At 36.8% G+C, this 21,164-nt stretch carries 17 protein-coding genes and 3 pseudogenes; 3 read left to right on the top strand and 17 right to left on the bottom strand.

Annotated elements, in window-relative coordinates; all coding sequences use genetic code 11:
• Positions 1-38: 38 nt before the first annotated feature.
• The 3 genes from MHH60_RS14185 to MHH60_RS14175 all read right to left on the bottom strand — a co-directional run bounded on the left by MHH60_RS14185 (position 39) and on the right by MHH60_RS14175 (position 3,075).
• Entirely contained in the window at positions 39-1,286 is a 1,248-nt protein-coding gene (locus tag MHH60_RS14185; protein ID WP_076133683.1) for an MBL fold metallo-hydrolase, read from the bottom strand.
• Between the two features lie 1,034 nt (positions 1,287-2,320).
• Positions 2,321-2,719 carry a YxiG family protein gene (locus MHH60_RS14180; protein WP_076133528.1) on the bottom strand — a complete coding sequence of 133 codons (399 nt, stop codon included), beginning with the start codon at positions 2,717-2,719 and terminating at the stop codon, positions 2,321-2,323.
• Positions 2,720-2,733: 14 nt separating this feature from the next.
• Entirely contained in the window at positions 2,734-3,075 is a 342-nt protein-coding gene (locus tag MHH60_RS14175; RefSeq protein WP_143766627.1) for a hypothetical protein, read from the bottom strand.
• Here MHH60_RS14175 and MHH60_RS33285 point away from each other — a divergent pair.
• Positions 3,058-3,823: pseudogene (locus MHH60_RS33285) on the top strand (IS256 family transposase); the annotation flags it as partial. The gene MHH60_RS14175 and the pseudogene MHH60_RS33285 sit on opposite strands and share 18 nt — an antisense overlap.
• A gap of 134 nt (positions 3,824-3,957) precedes the next feature.
• Here MHH60_RS33285 and MHH60_RS14155 read toward each other — a convergent pair.
• Positions 3,958-5,043, bottom strand: a complete 1,086-nt coding sequence (locus MHH60_RS14155) for a hypothetical protein (protein WP_076133530.1) — start codon at positions 5,041-5,043, stop codon at positions 3,958-3,960.
• A gap of 306 nt (positions 5,044-5,349) precedes the next feature.
• Positions 5,350-5,807, bottom strand: a pseudogene (locus MHH60_RS33280) (transposase); the annotation flags it as partial.
• Positions 5,808-6,468: 661 nt separating this feature from the next.
• On the opposite strand from MHH60_RS33280, the gene MHH60_RS14145 reads away from it, so the two are divergent.
• On the top strand, positions 6,469-6,633 hold the full coding sequence (locus MHH60_RS14145; protein ID WP_440941439.1) for a hypothetical protein: 165 nt from the start codon (positions 6,469-6,471) through the stop codon (positions 6,631-6,633).
• A pseudogene (locus tag MHH60_RS33275) lies at positions 6,617-7,143 on the top strand (IS1634 family transposase); the annotation flags it as partial. The gene MHH60_RS14145 and the pseudogene MHH60_RS33275, both read left to right, overlap by 17 nt.
• Positions 7,144-8,086: 943 nt before the next feature.
• On the opposite strand, the gene MHH60_RS14140 reads toward MHH60_RS33275, so the two are convergent.
• Genes MHH60_RS14140 through MHH60_RS14085 form a run of 12 tightly spaced genes read right to left on the bottom strand, consistent with a single transcriptional unit; the run spans position 8,087 to position 21,163 of the window.
• Positions 8,087-8,929 (bottom strand): PHP domain-containing protein, encoded by an 843-nt coding sequence (locus MHH60_RS14140; protein ID WP_143766628.1) that lies wholly within the window; start codon positions 8,927-8,929, stop codon positions 8,087-8,089.
• Positions 8,930-8,960: 31 nt separating this feature from the next.
• Positions 8,961-9,965, bottom strand: a complete 1,005-nt coding sequence (locus MHH60_RS14135) for an ABC transporter ATP-binding protein (protein ID WP_179088854.1) — start codon at positions 9,963-9,965, stop codon at positions 8,961-8,963.
• A gap of 39 nt (positions 9,966-10,004) precedes the next feature.
• Entirely contained in the window at positions 10,005-10,805 is an 801-nt protein-coding gene (locus tag MHH60_RS14130) for an ABC transporter permease (protein ID WP_076133534.1), read from the bottom strand.
• Positions 10,806-10,822: 17 nt separating this feature from the next.
• Entirely contained in the window at positions 10,823-11,635 is an 813-nt protein-coding gene (locus tag MHH60_RS14125) for an ABC transporter permease (RefSeq protein WP_076133535.1), read from the bottom strand.
• 20 nt (positions 11,636-11,655) lie between these two features.
• A complete protein-coding gene (locus MHH60_RS14120; protein WP_076133536.1) occupies positions 11,656-12,669 on the bottom strand; it encodes a phosphotransferase in 1,014 nt (337 codons plus the stop codon).
• 54 nt (positions 12,670-12,723) lie between these two features.
• A complete protein-coding gene (locus tag MHH60_RS14115) occupies positions 12,724-14,637 on the bottom strand; it encodes a carbamoyltransferase C-terminal domain-containing protein (protein ID WP_076133537.1) in 1,914 nt (637 codons plus the stop codon).
• A 22-nt stretch (positions 14,638-14,659) separates the two neighbouring features.
• On the bottom strand, positions 14,660-15,661 hold the full coding sequence (locus MHH60_RS14110; protein ID WP_076133538.1) for a hypothetical protein: 1,002 nt from the start codon (positions 15,659-15,661) through the stop codon (positions 14,660-14,662).
• Positions 15,658-16,200 carry an AAA family ATPase gene (locus MHH60_RS14105; RefSeq protein WP_076133539.1) on the bottom strand — a complete coding sequence of 181 codons (543 nt, stop codon included), beginning with the start codon at positions 16,198-16,200 and terminating at the stop codon, positions 15,658-15,660. Before MHH60_RS14105 ends, MHH60_RS14110 begins: the two co-directional genes overlap by 4 nt.
• Positions 16,193-17,251 carry a hypothetical protein gene (locus MHH60_RS14100; RefSeq protein WP_076133540.1) on the bottom strand — a complete coding sequence of 353 codons (1,059 nt, stop codon included), beginning with the start codon at positions 17,249-17,251 and terminating at the stop codon, positions 16,193-16,195. Before MHH60_RS14100 ends, MHH60_RS14105 begins: the two co-directional genes overlap by 8 nt.
• Positions 17,251-18,771, bottom strand: coding sequence for an amino acid adenylation domain-containing protein (locus tag MHH60_RS14095; RefSeq protein WP_076133541.1), 1,521 nt, complete (start codon positions 18,769-18,771; stop codon positions 17,251-17,253). The genes MHH60_RS14100 and MHH60_RS14095 overlap by 1 nt, the downstream gene beginning before the upstream one ends.
• Positions 18,768-19,682 (bottom strand): hypothetical protein, encoded by a 915-nt coding sequence (locus MHH60_RS14090; RefSeq protein WP_076133542.1) that lies wholly within the window; start codon positions 19,680-19,682, stop codon positions 18,768-18,770. Before MHH60_RS14090 ends, MHH60_RS14095 begins: the two co-directional genes overlap by 4 nt.
• Positions 19,683-19,696: 14 nt before the next feature.
• Entirely contained in the window at positions 19,697-21,163 is a 1,467-nt protein-coding gene (locus MHH60_RS14085) for a PEP/pyruvate-binding domain-containing protein (RefSeq protein WP_076133543.1), read from the bottom strand.
• Between the last annotated feature and the right edge of the window lies 1 nt (position 21,164).

Below are 21,164 nucleotides of genomic sequence, written 5' to 3'. Positions count from 1 at the left end.
TTGGCTGTGACTATGAGAACCTTCCTCCTCGTATTCGTTTAACGAACATGTATTATTGTTGGAACCTCTTTTTTTGCTTGAACTAAATCATTAGTGTAATCAATACTATAACTAAACTCTTCCATCAAACTAGCGTCATTAAATTTATTAAGAATCATAAAGGGCTTATAATTAAAAATAAGTTCTTTATCCAGTGTATTATCCGTTGTTATTATTCTATAAATAGTCTCAATATCAGGATGACTAAAGTTCTTTCCCTTACCATTCGTTGAGAAGAGGTATTTTTTTGAGTTTATTAGTTTTAGCAAACTAACACTTGTATTATGCTTACTTCCATGGTGAGAAACCTTAACTACATCAAACCACATTTTTTCTTGGTTTGTTTTTTTTAATATTTTCTTTAAATTGGACTCAACAACTTCTGGATGACAATCTCCTAAAAAGAGTAGACTTTTCCCTCTAAACTCTAATATAAATGCTATTGAGCTTCCATTAACCACAGCTTTATCAGGTTCAAAATTTTTCTTTGCAATCTCTTCTACACTTTCTTTAATTGAAGACACTTCGTTAACTTTCCTTTTCTTCAACTCCATTTGAAGATTAGACATAAAAAATTCAAAAGCATCATCCATTAATTGATCGCTTTGAACAGTACTCTCATAGCCTATTGAAGATAACTTCTTCTCCCACTCATGACCAAGTAGCTCAAGGTTTTCAAGATTAGGTGATAATAACGTTAATGATACCTCATCATTAATGTTATAACTGTTTGATATTTCTTCATTGACAACCACTGCTCCATATTCAAATGAGCTATTCCAGTTGTTTACATACCCATTTTTTAATATTAATGATCCAAGAGTTGATCCTTGTTGATAACCAACATCAGATACTTCTCTTACTCCTAATTCTCTAGGATGTCCTTTTTTTAAAAGATCTTCAATAACTCCATTTGATGAATTTCCAGTTTCATTTTGTGTCTTGTGAAATTGAACATGTCGAAAGCTGTTATACCATATTTCTTTTATATCAATAGAACCTGATGTACCTGCATATCCATTTTTATTAAAAAATCTAATACCGCCTAATATATGGTCTTCGTCAATATGCGTAAATATTAATAATGAGATTCCATCTGCTTCTATTTTTTGAATCTCTTTGCTAATATAATTATCATACGTAGTGGAAAAACCCATATCTACCATAATATGTGTATTTGTATCCCCAATACATGATATCAAAAAGCTATCTCCATATGAAGCTGGAAACATTTTAATCTCAATCATAGCGATCTCTTCCTTATGTATATTTATGACCTGAACTAGTAAGTGAATTTCTAATATATATATTACCTTATGATGATTGATAAAAATGTCGAAACCTGTCATATTCCCAGAACCTTCATCAAATGAATTATTTCAACATTTTTTTGAGGTAGCAACTTTGATACCAAGTTCATACTGGATCAACAAAAAAAATCTAACGGAGAACAATATATCAATCAATGAGGGGCAGTCTTGGCTTTTTTTTCTCGTTTATGGCTGTCGCTCTTTGAATTTTACCAGGACGATCTAACACCTAATTTGAGCAAATTCATTGTTTATTCAACCTTTATAACTATGCAAAATCCCTGACTACTTAAGATGTCTGATTATTGGGTCAGAAGCCTTTTTCACAGATATATTTAATGAACCAATGATCTCAATTTAGATCCTAAATCAGACCCTAAGATTAATTTGAATTTAATAAGAGAGGATTAAAATTAATAGCCTTCGTTGTTGTTTTATCTTCACTAGGTAGCAACACAGAAAGCGCGTTCCCGATAAAATGGAAACACGCTTTCTGTCTTAACTTATGGTTAAGTCCCTCACTTAACTTAATCAGTGTCTTTTCTCCGTACCTTCCCGTTCGCTTTAGCAATAACTGCCTTTGAAACACAATATGTTGACCTCGGAGTTTGTTCATATCATCTTGAAGTTGTGGACACGATACGATGTCACAACACCCAACTGCACAATGATTACTTTCGAAAAAAACTGTACCTCTCGAATCATTCTAGTCCATCTAGCTGAGACTGTGTCTCCACCATGCTGGCATCTGGGGAATCATGTGTCCACCAACACGTTCATAGGGCTTTTGATAATGAGGATAATATTAGTTTTTTTATATGCACAAGTAATTCAAAAAAAATTTTCGTGGGAATATGACAGATAGGTATAGGTAAGAGAACCAATTTAGTCCATTCGGCACAGGATTGGCGGAATAAAAAACCATGAGGGATATACAACCATATATCCCTCATGGCATAGAATAAAGATTATTATGTTGAAAATCCTACTTCGAACAAATTACCATTGATTTCAACACTTGATGTCTCAATCAAAAGCTCTCTCCCCCAAATCTCTAATAAAAAATTAGGTTTTGATGTTAAATGAGAATATTCCTTCGAAGTTGAACTTACCTTTATTTCTTTTGTTCGTTCTTTTTCAAATGTTATAGAGGTTAATTCTAAATAATCATCCTCTTCTGGTTCATAAGGAGGTTGATCGTTTAAATAATAAAGTGCTTTAACATTATTAAATTTTAATTGGTGAAAAGTAGTCGCACCCTTATCTATCACTTTAATCTCAAACAAGATAAAATGATTGAATAAATCAATAACCTGCTTCTCAATAATGCCTGACCATAGTCTGTTCAAGTAATCCTGCAATTTATCCAATTTGTCTTCACCTCCTACTTCCCACCTGTTTTCACATAATTGATATTCATATTTTGAATTTGTTCTAAATAATTATCAGTTAAATTGATATGTGTAGATGCCATGTCGCTTGACAGTTTGCCCTCCAGTGTAAGAGTACCTTTATTTCCTACAGACACTCTGAAGTAAGCACTGTCTCTTCCTCCAGAACCTGCATTCATTACCCTTATCATAATAGGTTGATTCTTTGAAAGGGGATTAGCAATGTTAGTAACTTTCCAACCATCCCCGCTCGCCTCAACTACTTTCCCACCATATTTGCTGCCCAACGAATTAGCTGCAGATTTGGTATCAATAAGATTTTTAACGACATTCACCAGTGGCAGAAGCACCCGTTAAACAAACGCTATTCCTTGATCTATCTGGACGGTTTGTACGTGAAGCTCAAGCGTAGCACCGTGTGTGGTGAAGTTGTTTATTTCGCCATGGGTATCGACGAAGACGGTCACCGCCAGATCCTTTGCTTTTGCGAAGGTGGCTAGGAGCGCGCAAACGGCTGGCTTGAGGTGCTGTGAAAGACCTCTACGACCCTGGAGCAGCCCAGAAAGTCTTGCTGGGCGTGTTTGATGGACTGCCAGGACTCGATGCCGTGTTCCAGGAGACCTATCCGAAAGCCGATGTGTAGCACTATATTGTCCACAAGGTTCACGCTACCTTTCCGAAGATCCGGATTCAGTACAAAACAGAAGTCATTGAGGATCTGAAGACGATTTACACCACGCAGGACCACGATCTGTCGCTTGCTGCTTTTAACACCGTGAAGGCGAAATGGGGAAAGCCGTACCCGAAAGAGATGCAGTCTTGGGAAGAACAACTATTCACCTTGCTAACGTTTTACAAGTATCCCATACTTGTGAAAGAAGCGATCTACGAATGAACAAGGAAATCCGAAAGCACCTGAAGCCAATGAACAGTCTCACCAATATGGATGCGGCAGAGAAAATCGTCTACCACGACGTAATGGATTACAATGAACGATTTAGCGAACGGGTGATCCGCGGCTTCGGCGATCCGGAGGTTAAGAAGAAGCTGAACGAGATGTTTGTAGCCCGATACTCGGTGTAGGCAGGGCGGGAATAAACAGCCTGATCCCCTTGTTCTTTGAGGCGGGGTTCCCCCGTCTCAAAATCCACACCTACTAACAAATACCCGAGAAGCTACTTTCTACTCTCTTACACAAACTTCTTGACGCTACCCAGTCAAGAAAGTGACCATCTTAGTTTGTGATCCATTTGGAGTCCGAAAACTTTATTATCTTTTTTATATTCAGGATTTTGTATATTGTTTAAGATTGCAGGTATTATTTTATGCTCATCAAAGACAATCTTATCCACTTCTGAGCTCATCCTTGTAAGAATTGAATGATCTTGGGTTAAATTATACTTCAAAATTAAATTTCGGAGGATCAATGACATTTGTTCTATATTTTTGTAAGAATTGAGTATAGTATGATCTGTTTTTAGTAAACCATTTCTCTGCATATATTCAAGACGCATTATCATTATTTTTTTATGTTCCCATAAAGAATGGAATGGTCGAATGTCGTACTTAACTTCTCCTTTAGATAATAAGTTGAGATACTCCTTTACTACTTCATAGGATTCTATTCCTTTTACACAACCATCAAAAGCAGACGACCAATTGGAAGAACGCTGCTCTGGAGATGAGCTCTTCCAATATCCATAAATTGAATCAACAACACGCATTAAATCGAACTCTTCAAATCTATCAGATCTATTCTTTAATAAACAAATCTTCGAATCTAAACGATCTCTAGCTTTATCGAGGGTATGATAAGCTAGATCAAACTGGGTAAACGAGCATTCACTGAATTGGTATTTTCCACTAAAGTTATCTGCTATATATAATATTTCTCGATTCAGATTATAGCCATAGATCATGATATCGTGAGGAAATGAATATTTATTAAATCCATATGAACCAGGAATATGTTTTTGCTCGACAACCATAAATAGATAGTAATTATTATTTATAAGTTCAATAATGGAATCTATTATCGTTGATCCCATCTTATTGATCAGACCTTTATCTACTAAATTTACATCTAGAAATGGGCAAAAGTTTGTCTTGTCTGGGAACCAATTAGGTTCATCCATGTTAATGAAAAAGTTTTTCGCTGGCTGACAATATAACTGAGAAAATCTACTTAGGAACCATGGGATGTATGACGTTCCATTGGTAGCAATAATCGAAAACACACTTCCATAATGCGAATAACCATCAACTATTGGTTGTACCACTGGTAATTTTTTTTCCAAAATCATTTGTTTCCGCCTCCTAACTTAGTGTGAATAAATCTATAGGTTGCCATCAAAGATATTCTCTTAAAAACTTTGTTAACTTGGGATTTCAGGACAAGGACAAGTTATATATATTCAACTCTAGTCAATAAACGACGACAATATTAAAAAATTCAGCATTGAATAATAGAATAGATTGCAACAATTGATAAGGCTATTTCTAATAAGTTAACGCATAAAAGAAATTTAAATATTAGAATAGAATTTTTATATAAGCATTTTGCATTAAACTAAGCCCTTGCTGTGTAAAAGAATTTTGAGGACAGTTTTTCAAGCTAAGTGCGACACATGGTCCATGAAAGATTCATGAGCGGATTTCCAACCTAGACATTTTCGAGGGCGTTGGTTAATGAGAAGGGTGGCATGAGCAAGTTCCTTATCGGTAACCTGCGCAAAGTCATGACCTTTTTGGAAAAACTCTCTAAGAAGTCCATTTCCATTTTCGTTAGATCCTCGTTGCTAGGAAGAGTAGACATCTAGAGCATGAAGGTTTCTAGTTTTCCATAGCTGACTCGGCTCTTTTCTAGGCTGGAGACGACTGTATCCAATTCCCAATGTCCAAAAGACTCTGGTTTCCGCACCTCTTTAGGACGCTGGCTAATGGGTTTCTCACCGAGAAAGCGTCCACGTGTCTCCATGGGCTTACGCCGTTTACCCTTATGTTTCCGCACTTTTCTCCTACAACAATGTGTCTAGCATAGAGCTCGATAGATTGTCTTGAAACATACCGCTCGGTTGGTCCATTTCAAACGATATATGATTTCTAGCTGACTACGTTCGATTATGATAAAATGAGTGTAGTTCATGTTCTGATTCTCCATGTGTAGGGGTGGTGTGGTAACTTCATTATACACGAATCAGTCATGGGCTATTTTTTATTCTCTTAGCAACTGACGCACTTTATATTACAATCGGTCATGCTCCTGACTTACGATCCTAAGCGAAAGATTTGAGAAATTCTTCACCCCGTGGATTCGAGGGGTACTGTCGTCTCGTCAAGGCATTATTCGCGCGTTACTCAAGGCTCCCTTAGAGAACATCGATACATTTACTGGGTTACAACGCAGACTCGAATTCGACCTTACCAATGTGTGCTTCGGCTGGATCGCTCGGCACCCTCCATAGCCACCTTAAGTTGTGTATTTGCCGATTTGACTCGAAAAGGTATCGGACAACGCTTGTTTGAGGACCTCGTGACTCAATGTCAGAAATCTGAAATCATTCACGGAACTCATGTCGCCATGGACAGCACAGCCAGTCATGCCTATGAGAAAAAGGAACCAAAACGTAAAAAGCGAGCTTACAGGCAATGCCAACTGAGGAGTCAAACTAGATACGGTTGGCAACAAAGTGAAGTGGTACGGCTATAAGCTGCATCTGGCCCTCGATATGAAGAGTGAACTTTCGATTGCCCTAAAGGTTACACCTGCTTCATGTGAACGATGGCAATTAAGGACCTACACGAAGCTAACTGGTCAACGATTTAAGCCTCGTTTTTTCATGCTGGATGCGGGTTATGACCAAATGAAAAAGCATACTTCAAGAAGAGATTGAAAGCGGAAAAAGAAGTCCAGATCATGAGAAACTTTATGCCAAGTACTTAGACATCAAAACGACGCCCGTTTGTGGTACAAAAGCCAAGGCTAAGCAGCATGCCATGGATGAAGCTAAGTTGAATTATGGTTAATTCGCCTTCATTAGTAATGAAATCAAAGATCCGATTGAAGCTCTAGAGATTTATCGCAACAAAAACCTTTTGAGCAGGCCTTTGGCAACCTTAATGAACGCTTAAACCTTCGTCGCTTATCCGTTTCTTCTGATGTAAGTCTTGATGGTAAGTTATTTGTAGAGTTTATTGCATTAATTTATCTTTCTTATCTGAAAAAGCATAGACAGGATCAAGTTTTATTTAATAAGTATACCATCCAGGGCCTTCTTGATGATCTAGATGTAATCAAGTGCTTTGAACAGCCGGGCGCTCAGATCCGCATAGGAGAAGTCACAAAGCGTCAAACGGCACATTACGAGAAGTTCGCCATATCGCCACCCACCTCGTTACAGTAGTTTCACTAATGCAGGTTAAAATAGATCTGATTTTTTTTCAAGGACCTCTTCAGAAAGCCCCTAATTTCTTTGAAGTACACTGCTTAGAATAGACATTGGATAATCCCCTGGTTTGTCCGATTAATTCTAGGAGGTGTATTTTTTATGGCAATCAAGGGACAAGGGTTTAAAAAGCATTCGTATGAGACTAAGATAGAGGCGGTACGCCTTCACTTAGCGGAAAAGTGAACCTATGTTAAAATCATAATTAATTTTGGAATCGCAAATAGATATCTTTTGAAAGTATGAAAAGGAAGTATAGAGAACTCGGTGAGTTTGGAATTACGGATCAATGAGGACGACGAGAGTCCCCCGTGTCACAATAGATGTCGTACCTCTCAATAGAATGAATTGTAGATAAAAAGGGAGAATGTGGCTCCCGAAAAATGAATCCATAAGTCAGATTACGAGGGACAGCGGACTATCCGAAGGGAACCTTTGTTAGTGGAAAAAGGAAGCACGAGCTAACGGACTAGTTGTGCCTAGTGGCGAAAAATAATCAGATAAATGGAGTACCCAAATAAGTTTTCCTTAGTTATATAGACGTAGTCGTTAAGTGAGATTGAGTTGTCCGAGTATTGTCGAACGATAGGCCTGTTTGTCGAGCAAGTGGAATCCTAGCGTGTAGCCTGTATGCAGGCCAACAGAGGAGTTACCGAATAAGCAACAAGACTAAGAATAAAAACTGCGTAATAAAGAACGTGAGAACAAGAACCTTGCTCGTGGCACCTGAATCGAATCAGCCCCCAATGTGCTTGAATTGTACTCTACCCTGGCGCTACAAGCACGGCAATATCATCCCGATACGATCGGACATTCCACAACAGCAAATCGGTCTATGGGGCATACGCCACAGTGGATATCAAAGAGATCGGGGTTCCACAAAGGGGTAGAGCTAGATGCATTACTTGGAATGATACGATTTAATGTGAGTAATTAGCGGAATGATAACTTGATATGGAATCATTCCGCTATTCCAAGAGGTACCTAGCCGTTCATCAATTGCTCCGTAATGAAAATCACTTCCTCCTGTCACGAACAATTCATATCGTAGGGCCAATTTATTGTATTCTTTCTGGTGATCGGGAGTATGCAACGGATGATAAGCTTCAATCCCGCCTAAACCAAGGTTCTTTAAGTATTGCAAAATGCTCGTTACTTCTTTGATATCATTACTGTAACGAATCGGGTGTGCAAGCACTGCAATACCACCAGATTTTTTAATTACATGAATAATTTCTTCAACAGTGACGTCTTGTTGAAAATGATAATGTTTAAATTCTTCATAATACTTACTTAAAAAATCATTTTCATTGGAAATGTATCCGACTGAAATCATCTCTTTACAAATAGATCCGATTCTTGAGTTTCCGTATTTTTGATTAATTTCAGTCAACTTGATTGAAACATCATGCTTGTCGAGATAGCGACAAAATTTTATTGCATTCGTCATTTTTCTTATGTGTACTTGTTTTACTAATGTATGAATTTCCTCGCCGTCTTCCTTATATCCATAACATAAAATATGTACTTCCTTTCCGTTAAAACGGGAGCTGAATTCTACTCCGTTAATATATATAGTCTCTTCAGGTAAATAAGGCTGAATGTCATCTACTGAATGAAGGAAATCATGATCGGTAAATGATACTATCCCAATCTTATTGCGCTTTACTCCCTCCATAACTTGCCCTACGGAATATACACCATCTGATTTTGTGGTATGAATATGTAGATCCACTTTTTTCATAAAAAGCATCTCCTTTAAAACGAATTTCATCTCACCTCTTCTGGAGTTTCTCCCCTCTCATCTCAAGATAGATTTTCAAAATAACATCCTCAATATTATTTTTCTCAAGATAAATATCGTGCACATCGTGTTTCTGTAATATTTCACTTATCAAGCGGCTGACCTGAATATCACGAGATTCTACTAGAATTGTAATTTTTTTTCCTTCTTTGCTTAAAATCCTTGTCCCTTTAGGAATATCAATCTCTTCATCATTCGCAAAATCAATATGAATTTTTTTACCAACAAAAAACTTCTCGAATAAATTATCCAGAGAATCATCAAAAAAAATCTCACCCTTGTTAATTATGATTAAGCGGTTACATAAGGATTGAATGTCGTCAAGGTCATGTGTTGTTATAAAAATTGTCGTTTTTCTTCTTTGGTTGATATCCTTAATAAACTGATGTATTTTCTTCTTCATTTCAATATCAATACCAATGGTAGGTTCATCTAGGAAGACTAATTTTGGGTTATGCAGGAAAGTACCGGCCAATTCACAACGAACTCTTTGTCCTAAACTAAGTTGGCGAACGGGAGTATACAACAGTTCTTCTAACTCCAATAAATCAACTAATTCATGTAGCGAGGCTTCATATTCTTCTTTCTTTAACTTGTACAACCGGGAAAGCAGCTTAAATGACTCTATCGGGGGCAAATCCCATACCAACTGGGAGCGTTGACCAAAGAGAACACCAATTCCCTGAACATATTCAGCTCTCGATTCCCATGGAACCGCTCCCCCAACAGTACACGAACCCTCATCTGGCCGCAGTATTCCTGAAAGAATTTTTATGGTGGTACTCTTCCCGGCACCATTTGGACCAATATAACCTACGATATCTTGCTTATTCAGTGTAAAACTTATATTCTTTACCGCTTCTACATCCGAATATTCTTTTTTTAATAAAAATTTGAGATATTGTAAGGAGCTCTTTTTGTTGTGTTTAGCAACTCTGTAGGATTTACTGACATTTTTAACTTCTATATAAGCCATCTTTCCATTACACATCCTTGTTGTAAGTTTTAAAGACATTTAACTTCCTGTTGAAATATAGGTTTTCTCAACTTTCTTAAACAAGATGATCGTAAGGATTAAAAACAGGTAACAAATAATTGGAGACAGACAACTCAATATGAAAGGTAACGAACTATCCTTGCCTAGGATTGCAGCTACGGGGTAGTAGGTAGCAAAGGTAACCGGGATAATAAAAGTAAACACGCTTTGAATCCATTTAGGAAAAATGGTTTTGGGATATTGCATGGTTGTTACGCTTCCCTGTATTAATAAATTCATAAATTCCGGTCTTTCCACGATTTTGAAAATAATAATTCCAGTAAGAATATAGAGCGCAATAAACAATGCCCAACCACCAGTAGCAGCAAATAGGATCAACAACCACTCTATTCCCTGGATTTTATCATGATTGAGAACTAACCCGATAATTAATACAATGACAGCTTGGAGTACCCTTCCGAAACGAACAAATTGAAAATGAAAAGCGCTTATTTGTACGATCGTATCCCGTGGCCGCAATAAGTACCGGTCATATTCTCCATCTCGAACCAACTGGGACATATTGGTTTCAAAGCCTCTGAAGAATGTTTCTGCGATCGCATAGGACAAATTAATAATTCCAAAGGGTATAAGCACCTCAATAAAATCCCAATTATCAATGGAACCAAAACGATTAAACAACGCCCACATAGCCCAAAATTCAAAGACAAATACGAATATTTGGTTGAGAAATCCAATTACCGCATTTAAGGGATACTGGCCCTGCGTAGAAATTTTCAACTTAATAATTTCAAAGTACAATCGAAATGTATCTCTCATACTGCCCCCCCCTTTAGTCAACCACCTTGAACTACTAATTGTTTGATTCCCTTCTTTATCATTACTTGGTTAATTAAAGTAAAGAATACTACCCAGGCGACTTGAACCAATATGTACATCATGCTTTCTTTAACGGAGTACTCTGCTGTAAAAATCATCGCTGGTGTATCAAGAACGCTTTTGTATGGCTGGAAATTGAGAAAAGTTTGAATTTTTTCCGGAAAATAAGCCAAAGGTATGATTAATCCGGATAATGCATAGGCCATTGTGTTAATAAAACCAACAAAGTTGCTAGCCTCAATCGTGAAAAAGGTAATTGCATAGATAAATACCGTTATTACACTACTTAACAAATAGGACAACGAGATACTTACAATAAATAAAAAGATACTTTCGATTGAAGGGAATGCAATACCGTAGCTTCCAAAACCAATCAGAGGTAACACGATGATTACAAAAATAAGGATTGGAATCATGCGAATGACACTGGAGGCCAATCGCCAGGCAAGCGTCTTTGAAAATAATAGATTGAACAAATTAATGGGTCTCGCAAGTTCATAAACAACATTTCCTGATTTAACCAGGTCGAATTCCTGATGATTAACATTCCAAGGGACGATGGCAAAGAATATTTGATTTAGCCAAATGTATGTAATCATTGAAGATGAAGCCATGGGCGATTCGCCGATGTTCCCTAGAGTAAATTGATACAATATGAATATTCGAAAGAAACCCCAAAATATTTGGGTAATCGATCCGAAAATCGCCGCTGAACGGTAAATCATTATTGAATTAAATCGGGTCTGGAAATAGGATATAAATACATTCATGATTCATCACTCCTTTGCAACTACGAGCTTCTTAGTTGTAATCTCAGCTCATTCACAGTACCTTCTAGTTGGGAATTTACGGATAGAGCCCCCCGATATGCCCAATCAATAAACCACTTAAACTTTTCGACCTGCAATAACTTAATATTATCTAATCTAGGTACAAATGACATTTCAATCAGCAGGAGAAATAAGTCCATTTCTTCCTTAAGGAAAGGAAGTCTTTTATTATATTCATGAAGAAAAAAACGAGCGAAATCCTTATTAATCGCAAACTCGTTATGCCCTATTCGACTTAAAATATACACACTTCTTGCCGTATCAAGAATTTTAGGCTGTATACCCGATTGATCCCAATCTATAACTCCAATGACACCTTCTTCACCCATCAAAAAATTATGACTGTGTATATCACCATGTGTAACCACCTTCGGCAATTGACGAAATAAATCCAGGCAACTTGACTCTTCGAATTTATTGATAATAGCTCTGAACAGATTCGAATATTGCTTTACATCTTGCAGTGTGAAATATCTCCCAAGCTCTTCCTCAACCAATGCGTACTGTTCCAAAGCACCTTCACTCCAGTAATTCACAAAAGAATCAGAATAAAAATGGCAGTTCTCATCTATCTTCATACTGTGTAAGTCAACCAACGTGTTAATGACCCGATATAGATCTTCTTTATGACCCAGTTGATGGGATCTCCCACTCAAAAAAGGACGTAGTTGCCAAAATTGCTGATCCCAAGAAACGATGACATCTCCGCCCCTTTTTGTTGTATTTGGCTGAAACGGGAATTGGTGACGCACAAGCGAGTTTGATAACCAATTTTGGTATTCGATAAAATCAGCACTACATGATGTTCCCATCATCTTGAGCACATAAACTCCATCGTTTGCAGTTACTTGCCATATTTTATTTGCGCTACCGTTTTTCAAAGGAAAATAATGAAGGAGTTCTTTATTAAAATAATAGTATAACACCGATTTGATAGCTATTCTTTCCGTTTCATTTTGACTGTTACCATGCATTCTCTTCACCCAATTATTGATAGGAGTAATTTTTTCCGTTTATACCAACCAGTATCATTCTAACAATGTTTCGGATAATATTTTATTCGAGATGCGTACATAGATCTTAAACGAACTTACATCCTCTTCTTTTTTCAGATCATATTTTTCCGATAATTCAGGTCTCCAATAGTATAAACGTAACATTTCTTTAGAAATACCATAGGGATTATATTCGCGCCGTTTTTGATCCAATTCACTTCGATCAAAGAGGGCAAAATCTCTCCTTGCCAGTGGCTTTTCTACCCGGTATCTTTCATGATTTTGTAATTCAAGCCTAATGCCATTTACATATATCACTTTGATTTTTTTTCTCAAAGCAAAATTGATGGCTTCATCGATCTTGTCAATTATGGGCTCCTCCTTATCGTTCAAAGATGTATTACAAAGGATGGGGATACCCGTAACCTCATAAAAGGTTTGTATTAATTGATGTAATCTCGGCTCGTCTGTTAATGTTAGCGTTTGGATCCTAGCTGTGTGGTCAATATGGCATATGGCAGGCACTGATTCTACTTTTTCAGCTCTGACCTTAAAGGCGTGGAGCATAAAGGGCGAGGAGTATGCTTCTTCAAACCATTCATTCACATATTCATTCAATACGATTGGAGCAACTGGTCTCCACCACTGCCTTTCTTTATATTTATTTAACAAGTCCTTCGCTTTGGAATTGCGAGGATCTGCCAGTATACTTCTGTGCCCTAACGCGCGCGGACCAATCTCAGACCTTCCATCAAACCAAACAATCGGATTTGAAATAATATCTTCTACCACTTCTTGAAAATTCAAATCAGAAATTTTACGTATAAACTCGCTATACTTACTATTACCAAGAATATTTTTCAAACTGTTGTCATCATTTCCATAATAAGCGTGTCCGAGTTTAAAGATGACCCTGCTCATTTTCTTATAAAACGCATATAATCCAATACCGAGAGATTGGCCTGTATCGCTCACACAAGGCAATCCCAGAAAGCCTTTGAACTTATAATTCTTCATTAGATGAGTATTGGTAGGGCAATTTAACGCAAATCCCCCAGACAACGCAAGATAGGTATCTGCCGGGTTAATATGATGTCTCGAAATAATTTCATCCAGATTATGCTCCATAATACGAATGGATAAGCTTTGGACCTCTTTCATCACCATGCTTATTTTATTCTCTTGAACGGAAAAGCATTTATCGAATCCACTGAAGCGAACTCCAGCATCATCATCAGTTAAGGAATCTACTTCCTTCTGAATGTTCGTAATATACTCATAAGCTTTGTTAATATTTGATGCATCATCTACTAAAATTAAATCATCTTCACCACGGTATAGCCGGCTGGTGCTTGCAGATGCTATTGCCATCAATGTACCTTCCCTAAGCTTATACAGACTAGAAGCGTACATCCACAATGGAGCTGGAGAAAATACGGGAAACACTTCGATTTCCCCATTCTTCACCACACAACCGGCATAATGTTTTTTCTTATGGATGTTTCGGTCAATTACATTGTCCGGTGCTCCATCAACAGCTAATCCAATGATATTCTCATTATAAAAAATATCGGTGTTTTGCATAATGGTGGAAAAAAGATGGGCGATACTATGGTATGACACTTGTTGGTAGATAAATAAGGAGTGATAGTCATTTACGGATTCCAGTTGGGGAGTGCCCCATACTTCTTGCATATCATTTAGAGTAAGATTGTATGTACTTAACAAATCATTAATAAGCTCTTTAGCTTGAGCAATGTTGTAGAATGAAGTATTATATTTTTTTATCCCTGATATTCTTTCCAGTTCCCAACAATGAACCAATTGAACATGTTCTCCTTCTTTAAACCAGAGAGAAAGGTTCTGATCATGCCTTATAGCAATCTCTAATATTGATGCGGTTTCATCGATGTGTAGATAGGTGGAAAGATAATACCCGTCTTTCATAAACTTCGCTCCTTTCTGCTTCTCATCGTAAGTGTTCAATAATCTCTTCTGTATTCTTACCTTCGAAAAGATCAAATATCGACTGAGACTTGCCATTTTCTTTACAGCATATATTTTTCTTGAAACCAAGGATCTGTTCATCGCTCAATCCTATATTCTTTAACTTTATTCCTAAATTGGTATTATTTACCATAAGATCAATTTGGTTTTCATTATTACAATACCTCAGAACTCCGAACATCCCTTCCAAAGGACTGGGAGAAATATGGAATCCATTATAAAAAGTACCTACCTCCTTTAAATTCAAACTATCCTTATTATTGTATAAATAAGATCTCAGCGAACCGTTTTTGGCATTTTCGGGCTTAAAGAATCCAACCACATCTTCCGCGAGTCTTTCATAATCAGTATTTGATAAACAATCAAATACAATGATTCTGCTATCCGCTCTATTAAAATGCTTAATTTGATGGGGATGAAATGCATTTATTACGCCATATTTCTTTCCGTCAACATTGATATGAAGCAGGTAGGTCCCATTTCCGACTTTTGCTGATCCGACTTCATGTGCCAGCTGCTCTAAGGTTTCGATCGTAAACAACTCTTTGAATTGATTTAGGAATTCGAATGCCCCCATAATGCAAGTCTCTGGATACTCCTGCGTGATTCTCTCCTTATAATGTTGAAACATTGATGAGATACCGTATCTGGCTCCATTATTAAGCATACTGTATTGATCTTCAACAGTCGAATACGCTTGAGAGTAGGCTCCATTAAATACAAAACAAGAATGAATATCGATTTCCATTTCTTCGAATATTTCAAACGTTTTATTTAGTATTTGCACGGTGTTTACCCCATTCTTTATATCGCAGCATTCAGGCTTCAGAATGATCAAAAACTGATTCCTGAAGTTATCAATGCGTTCATCCAATACGTACTCTAAAATTTGTTGTTTGCTCGGATGATCCGAACTGCAATGAATTGCCTGTATTATTTCATGTACCAATTGATCCTTTGTCATTTCTCCACTTCCTTTCCCAACTTTTTAAGTAGATCATCGCCCCTTTTAAAAAATAAAAACTTAGGCTCCGAACCTTCGGTCTTCAACTCTGAATATACGTTTTTTAATACGGATTTTTGTTGGATGGTATATAACAGAAGTCCCTTTTTTGAAAATAGAAACTTGAATGACTCCGTATTATCGCCACATACTCTTTTTCTGGTAATGATTCTATTAAGGCTCCTGAGTACTAACCGACACAGAATCGTTGCCAAAGATACATCTAGAATAACGACAAAATCAGCATGCTTAAGAACGATATCCTTAACTTGATCATAGTAGCCATCGATGATCCAATTACCGTCCGTCTCCACCATTTTTTTTACATCATTTCTAAATTCCTCAGCAATTTTTGGTTTCCAATTTTTGTTCCAATAATAATTATCTAAATCATAATGACTTATTGGAAAAAGCATTTTTTCAAGTTGTTTACTCACATGAGTTTTACCGGAACCTGGAGGACCTATAACCCATATATTTTTTTGTAAAAAACTATCCATTAAGAATTACCTCATCAATTAAACGTCTACTTTCATCTAACATATTGAAGTTTTGGTGTAACTCATAACACTTTGCCTGTTTCACAATGTGCTTTAACACAATTTCGAGTTCTTTTTGATCCGGTTGATCAAAAAAGATCTGAAATTCTTTGAAGTATTTGTTAATGTTATGTTCATAATTGGCGGATAGCAATTCCAATGCAGCAGCATCCTTAAGTTCAGTAATTCTGGGTTTTCCTTCGTTCATAAACTGAGTAAATATAACATAATCAACTTTATGTTTTTTCTTCATCCTGCCTTTAAATATGGATGCTAATTGCTTAGGATAAAAAAAAGTGCTGTCTTCTCGAACGGGAATTTTGTTGTTAGGGTGATTTAATTCTTCCCTACCAATTCTAATATTCCTCATCGTTTCAATTGCCTCTAAAGTATCGTTTCTAACTGCAATAGAACGTGGCCACCCGTAACCTATAACTCTCCCATCCTCTATTCGGATGGACAAATCGTCGTTTGATATGAAACCTGCCACGCCACTGGATAGCAGAGTTAGTACCGTGGAGGTTTTTCCGGATTTTTTCCCTCCCATAATACAGATTCCTTTATCGAGATATTCAACCATCGCAGAATGAAAATAGTACATATCTAACTGCAGATACTCATTGCGAGTAATATCTCTTACAAGTCGAATCGCTATTTGGACTTTCCATAGCATCTCTTGCGGTTCTTCAAAGTAAATGGTACGACCTGCCGAATTTACATGGAATTTTCGATTGGGTTCATGAAAATTAGACATATCAACATTAATTATGGTCAAGTCTCTTTCATGTTCTTCCAGCGTTTCGCTGGCCAGTATTAGTTTCCAAAATCCCTTCGCTGGTTGCCGGTCCAGAACAATCTCATAGAACGGTGTTAAAATGTCAATAATCATTCCAGAAAATGAGTGAGGGACATATAAATAAACTTTAATTGTTTCCCTACCGACTTCCATCCAACGATAAGAATTCATTTTATTTTCTCCTTCTCGCAATTCATCTTTTTTTAAATCAGTCATCAATCTGATAAAAACTGCTCAGCCTCTTTTTTCAAAGAAAAATGATCAAATTTACCATTCAACGTGACAGGGAATGAAGTCTTCCATATGAAAAATTTTGGGATCATATATTCGGAAAGATAGTTTCTTAAAAACAAAATCATTTCTGTCCTGTCTATTTTAACCATGGATTTATAAAAGCAAACAAGGCTTTCCTTACCGTTTGCATTCACTATAAGGACTACTGAACGTTCAACTTTTTCATAAGATTCAATTATGTATTCAATTTCTCCAATTTCTACGCGGAATCCCCTTATTTTCACCTGATTATCTCTTCTGCCCATATACTCAAGATCGCCGGTTTTTGTAAATCTCCCCAAGTCGCCGGTTCTATACATCTTTGTTCCAGTTGAAGTGGCAACGAATCTTTCGCCTGTTAATTCCGGTTTATTTAAGTATCCCTCAGCAACCGCATCGCTTACAATGCATATCTCCCCGATTCCGTCGTCTAACGCATCAATCGTGATTTCGTAATTTTGTAATGGTATACCTATCGTTATGGATTCATCATTCTTGTTTAGTTTTTTGGTAGTTGCCCATATCGTTGCTTCCGTTGGACCATAACAATTATAAATATCTGCGTTTGTAGTCTTGGCAATCTTTAAATAAGCGTTTTTCTTCAATACTTCGCCACCGAGAAGTATCTTGTTAAGATTACAAAAAAATTCAAGTTCCTCATTAAAATAATCGATAAGAAAATTGATATAGGTTGGGGTAAATTGTACGGTGTTTACCCTTTCTGTAATGATTAATTCCCTCAACAGTTTTGGGTTTAACCTTTGCTTCTGTGTAGATATGATAACCCGTGACCCATAGGACAGAGTAACAATAGTTTCCAAAATGGATATGTCGAACGTGAAGGAGGTGTTAGCCAAGAAGATTGTATTGGTTCCAGAGTACTCTACGATATCACGAATTGAGTCCCTAAAAGTATTTAATGACTTATGACTTACCAAAACACCCTTTGGCACACCGGTAGAACCCGAAGTATATAATACATAGGCTAAATCGCCTGCATTCTCCCTAATCTCCGCTATCAATTGCTTCTTGCTATCTTCGTCCTTAAAGATCTCTGAATCTACTATCGGTGAAGTCAAAATGACATTCCGAAGGTTATAATTCCATCCTTCGATTCGAAGCTGCTCACTGGCTACCAAACAGTTTATTTTAGCATCCATACAAATGTATTTAATTCGTTCTCTCGGTGTGCTACGATCAATCGGTAAATATGCGCCACCAGCAGAGTTAACAGCCAAAATACTAATTAAAGAATCCAGAGAATCCTCCGTAATCACGGCTACGATTTCATTAGGAACAACCCCAGCATCTCTTAATCGCATCATTCTTTCGCAAACCATTGTCAGAATCTCAATATATGAATAGTGTTTATTATCGTAAGTCACTGCGATTTCGTTTTTCCTCTTGAGAGCCTCCAAGACAAATGCCTCAGTATATGATCCGTTCTGGCAATTATTAATCATATTAGCCCCTTCAAATCTTTATATATTTCTATGTCAAGTGACATAATTTGATTAAGTTGATCCGTTAAGTTCTTAAAACGCCAATTTTGTTTTACCCGATAATAATCAATTTTTAAAAAAACCTGATTTAGCAGAGTAAGCTTGACTTCTAATTTTGGAATAAGTGAGCGGTAAATAATAGGGTCGTGGATCGTTTGTTGATTTGCAAAAAAATCTAAAGCTCTTCTAAGCAAAATCCTTGAAATTCCAATTGCATCCCTTAAATTTAGAGCTTGATTTTCATTTTTTAGTTCGTCACATTCTTGCAGAAAGGAGGAGTAGTCAAAAGAGACTTGTTGATCATCCAAGTCACTTATAAACTTCTTAAGTAGATTATTTAAATTCATTTGCTCTTCGGTTGGACGATACAACATCTTCATAAAAAATACTTTTCCACTGTAACATGTCTCAAACTGTTCTCTTGTAATTACAACTTCCTGCTCTAAGAACGTATCAATAAATTTCACTTTTACATGAGTAAGTTGAGTTAGCAGCACAAAGTGATTTCCCAGAGGAACCTCTACTGAATCATATATAGACAACGAATTCGAGTATATTTTTACGACTATGGGGATTTCAATAGACAAGCTATTATACATATGCTCGATCTCATCAACAGTTCGTTCACAATACTCCAACTTTAGAATGTTTAATTTATCTCCAATTTCATGCATCCTGCCAACGTCGTCGTATGAAATGAAACTTTGTCCTTTTTTTATTAGGTCTGACAATATAAAATGAACCGAATAAAACGATTTATAGTATAAATAATAAGTTGGGATGTCTAGATAAAGTAAAATTAAACCATAACAAAACTCCAAACATGTAATCCCATTTATTTTTTTTAGATCAGATGCTTTAATCTCAAACATGAAATGAACACCACCTACTTATCGCTTATCTGTTCTTCCGTCCATACCACAGGTATAAACAGAAACTTCCCACAAATTCCCTCAATGAAATCTTCATCTATACTAATGTCCATAACATCGTTGTCTGTTTGCGAAGCCACAGCGGTTACACCAGAGAGTATCTTCTTGTATTCCCCATTTTTCCCATTTATTTCGTAGTAACCACCGTTGTCAATATCGTCAATGCTTTTTACACCAATGCAAGGGAGATTTAACTCTCGCGCAATAATCGCGCTGTGCGACAGAACTGACTCCGATTCAACAATACATCCAATCGCTTTCGTCGAAGCATGTATAATAGTTCCACTTATTCTCTTTGCTACTAATATATTACCATTTGTAAAATCTTTAGATTCTCTTTCATTTCTAACAAACTGTACTTTTCCAACCGCAATTCCTTGGACTAAAGGTAAGGCATCACTGAATCCGGCGCATAAATTACCAATATTGCTTGTCGCATACCGTATTTGCAAAAACCAAAGCTTACCACTTTGGTCAATTGCCCATTCAATATCATAATTGTAAAATGATAATTGATTGCCCGCTTGTTCGCAGCGTTCGAGCACATAATCGAGTTCACTTTGTTCCAAAGAAACGCTCTCTCTTATATCATTAGGCAAAGAAACTTCTACCAACGTCCCCCTAAAGCCACCTGAAATATTAGAAATCAAAGTTTCATAATCCTGATTGTGTATTCTTATAGGATATTGTTGATTTAAGTCCGGGTTCGTTTTTGTGTGAATCGGAAATATAGCCTTATCTTTCGAACCTTTATTATGATTTGACAAAGAATAGCTGCCTCTCGCAAATACCCATTGATCAGGATTCGTCGTACCATCCACGATTGACTTGGTTAATCCGTAACAGGAATTTATATAGATATGACTGTCATCTCTGACGGAAACGCCACCAACCTTTGTGTTAATTAATTCCTGTATAATGATGGAGCATGGTTCAATAATTTGGATGTTGTAACTTCTGCATAACTCTTGAATGTCGAAGGAGAAATTTTTTTTCCATATCTTTAATATGGAATGTATGATATTCATAGTTTTCTTTACATTGATATCGGTATGAAACATTCCGGCAAACGAAAGAGTCTCTGAATCCTCAAGCGGACTTGAGCTGCGAATGACTACTGCTTTCTTCCAAAACGCCTCCGTATCATATTGAAATTCGTTCCACAGATCAACTGTTAATTCATCGTTTAATCTGAATTCGATCTCTTCCTCAATCATAGGAAAATCTTCTACTTTCAAGCCATTCTGGTATAAACCCTCTCTCTCAAGTAATGAAATGAGTATCGAAGGACTCAGGATCCATGTCTCTGGTATATCAAATCCCTGTTTGAATAGCTTATGTAAATTTATTGCTTTATTGCCCATATAACGATAATCATCAGCAGTACATTTACAAATATGCTTTATAAACTTAGCCTGCATT

Origin of the sequence: Paenibacillus sp. FSL H7-0716 (assembly GCF_038002705.1) — a bacterium.
GTDB lineage: Bacteria > Bacillota > Bacilli > Paenibacillales > Paenibacillaceae > Paenibacillus_AQ > Paenibacillus_AQ odorifer.
This window is presented reverse-complemented; position numbering and strand designations above follow the sequence as displayed.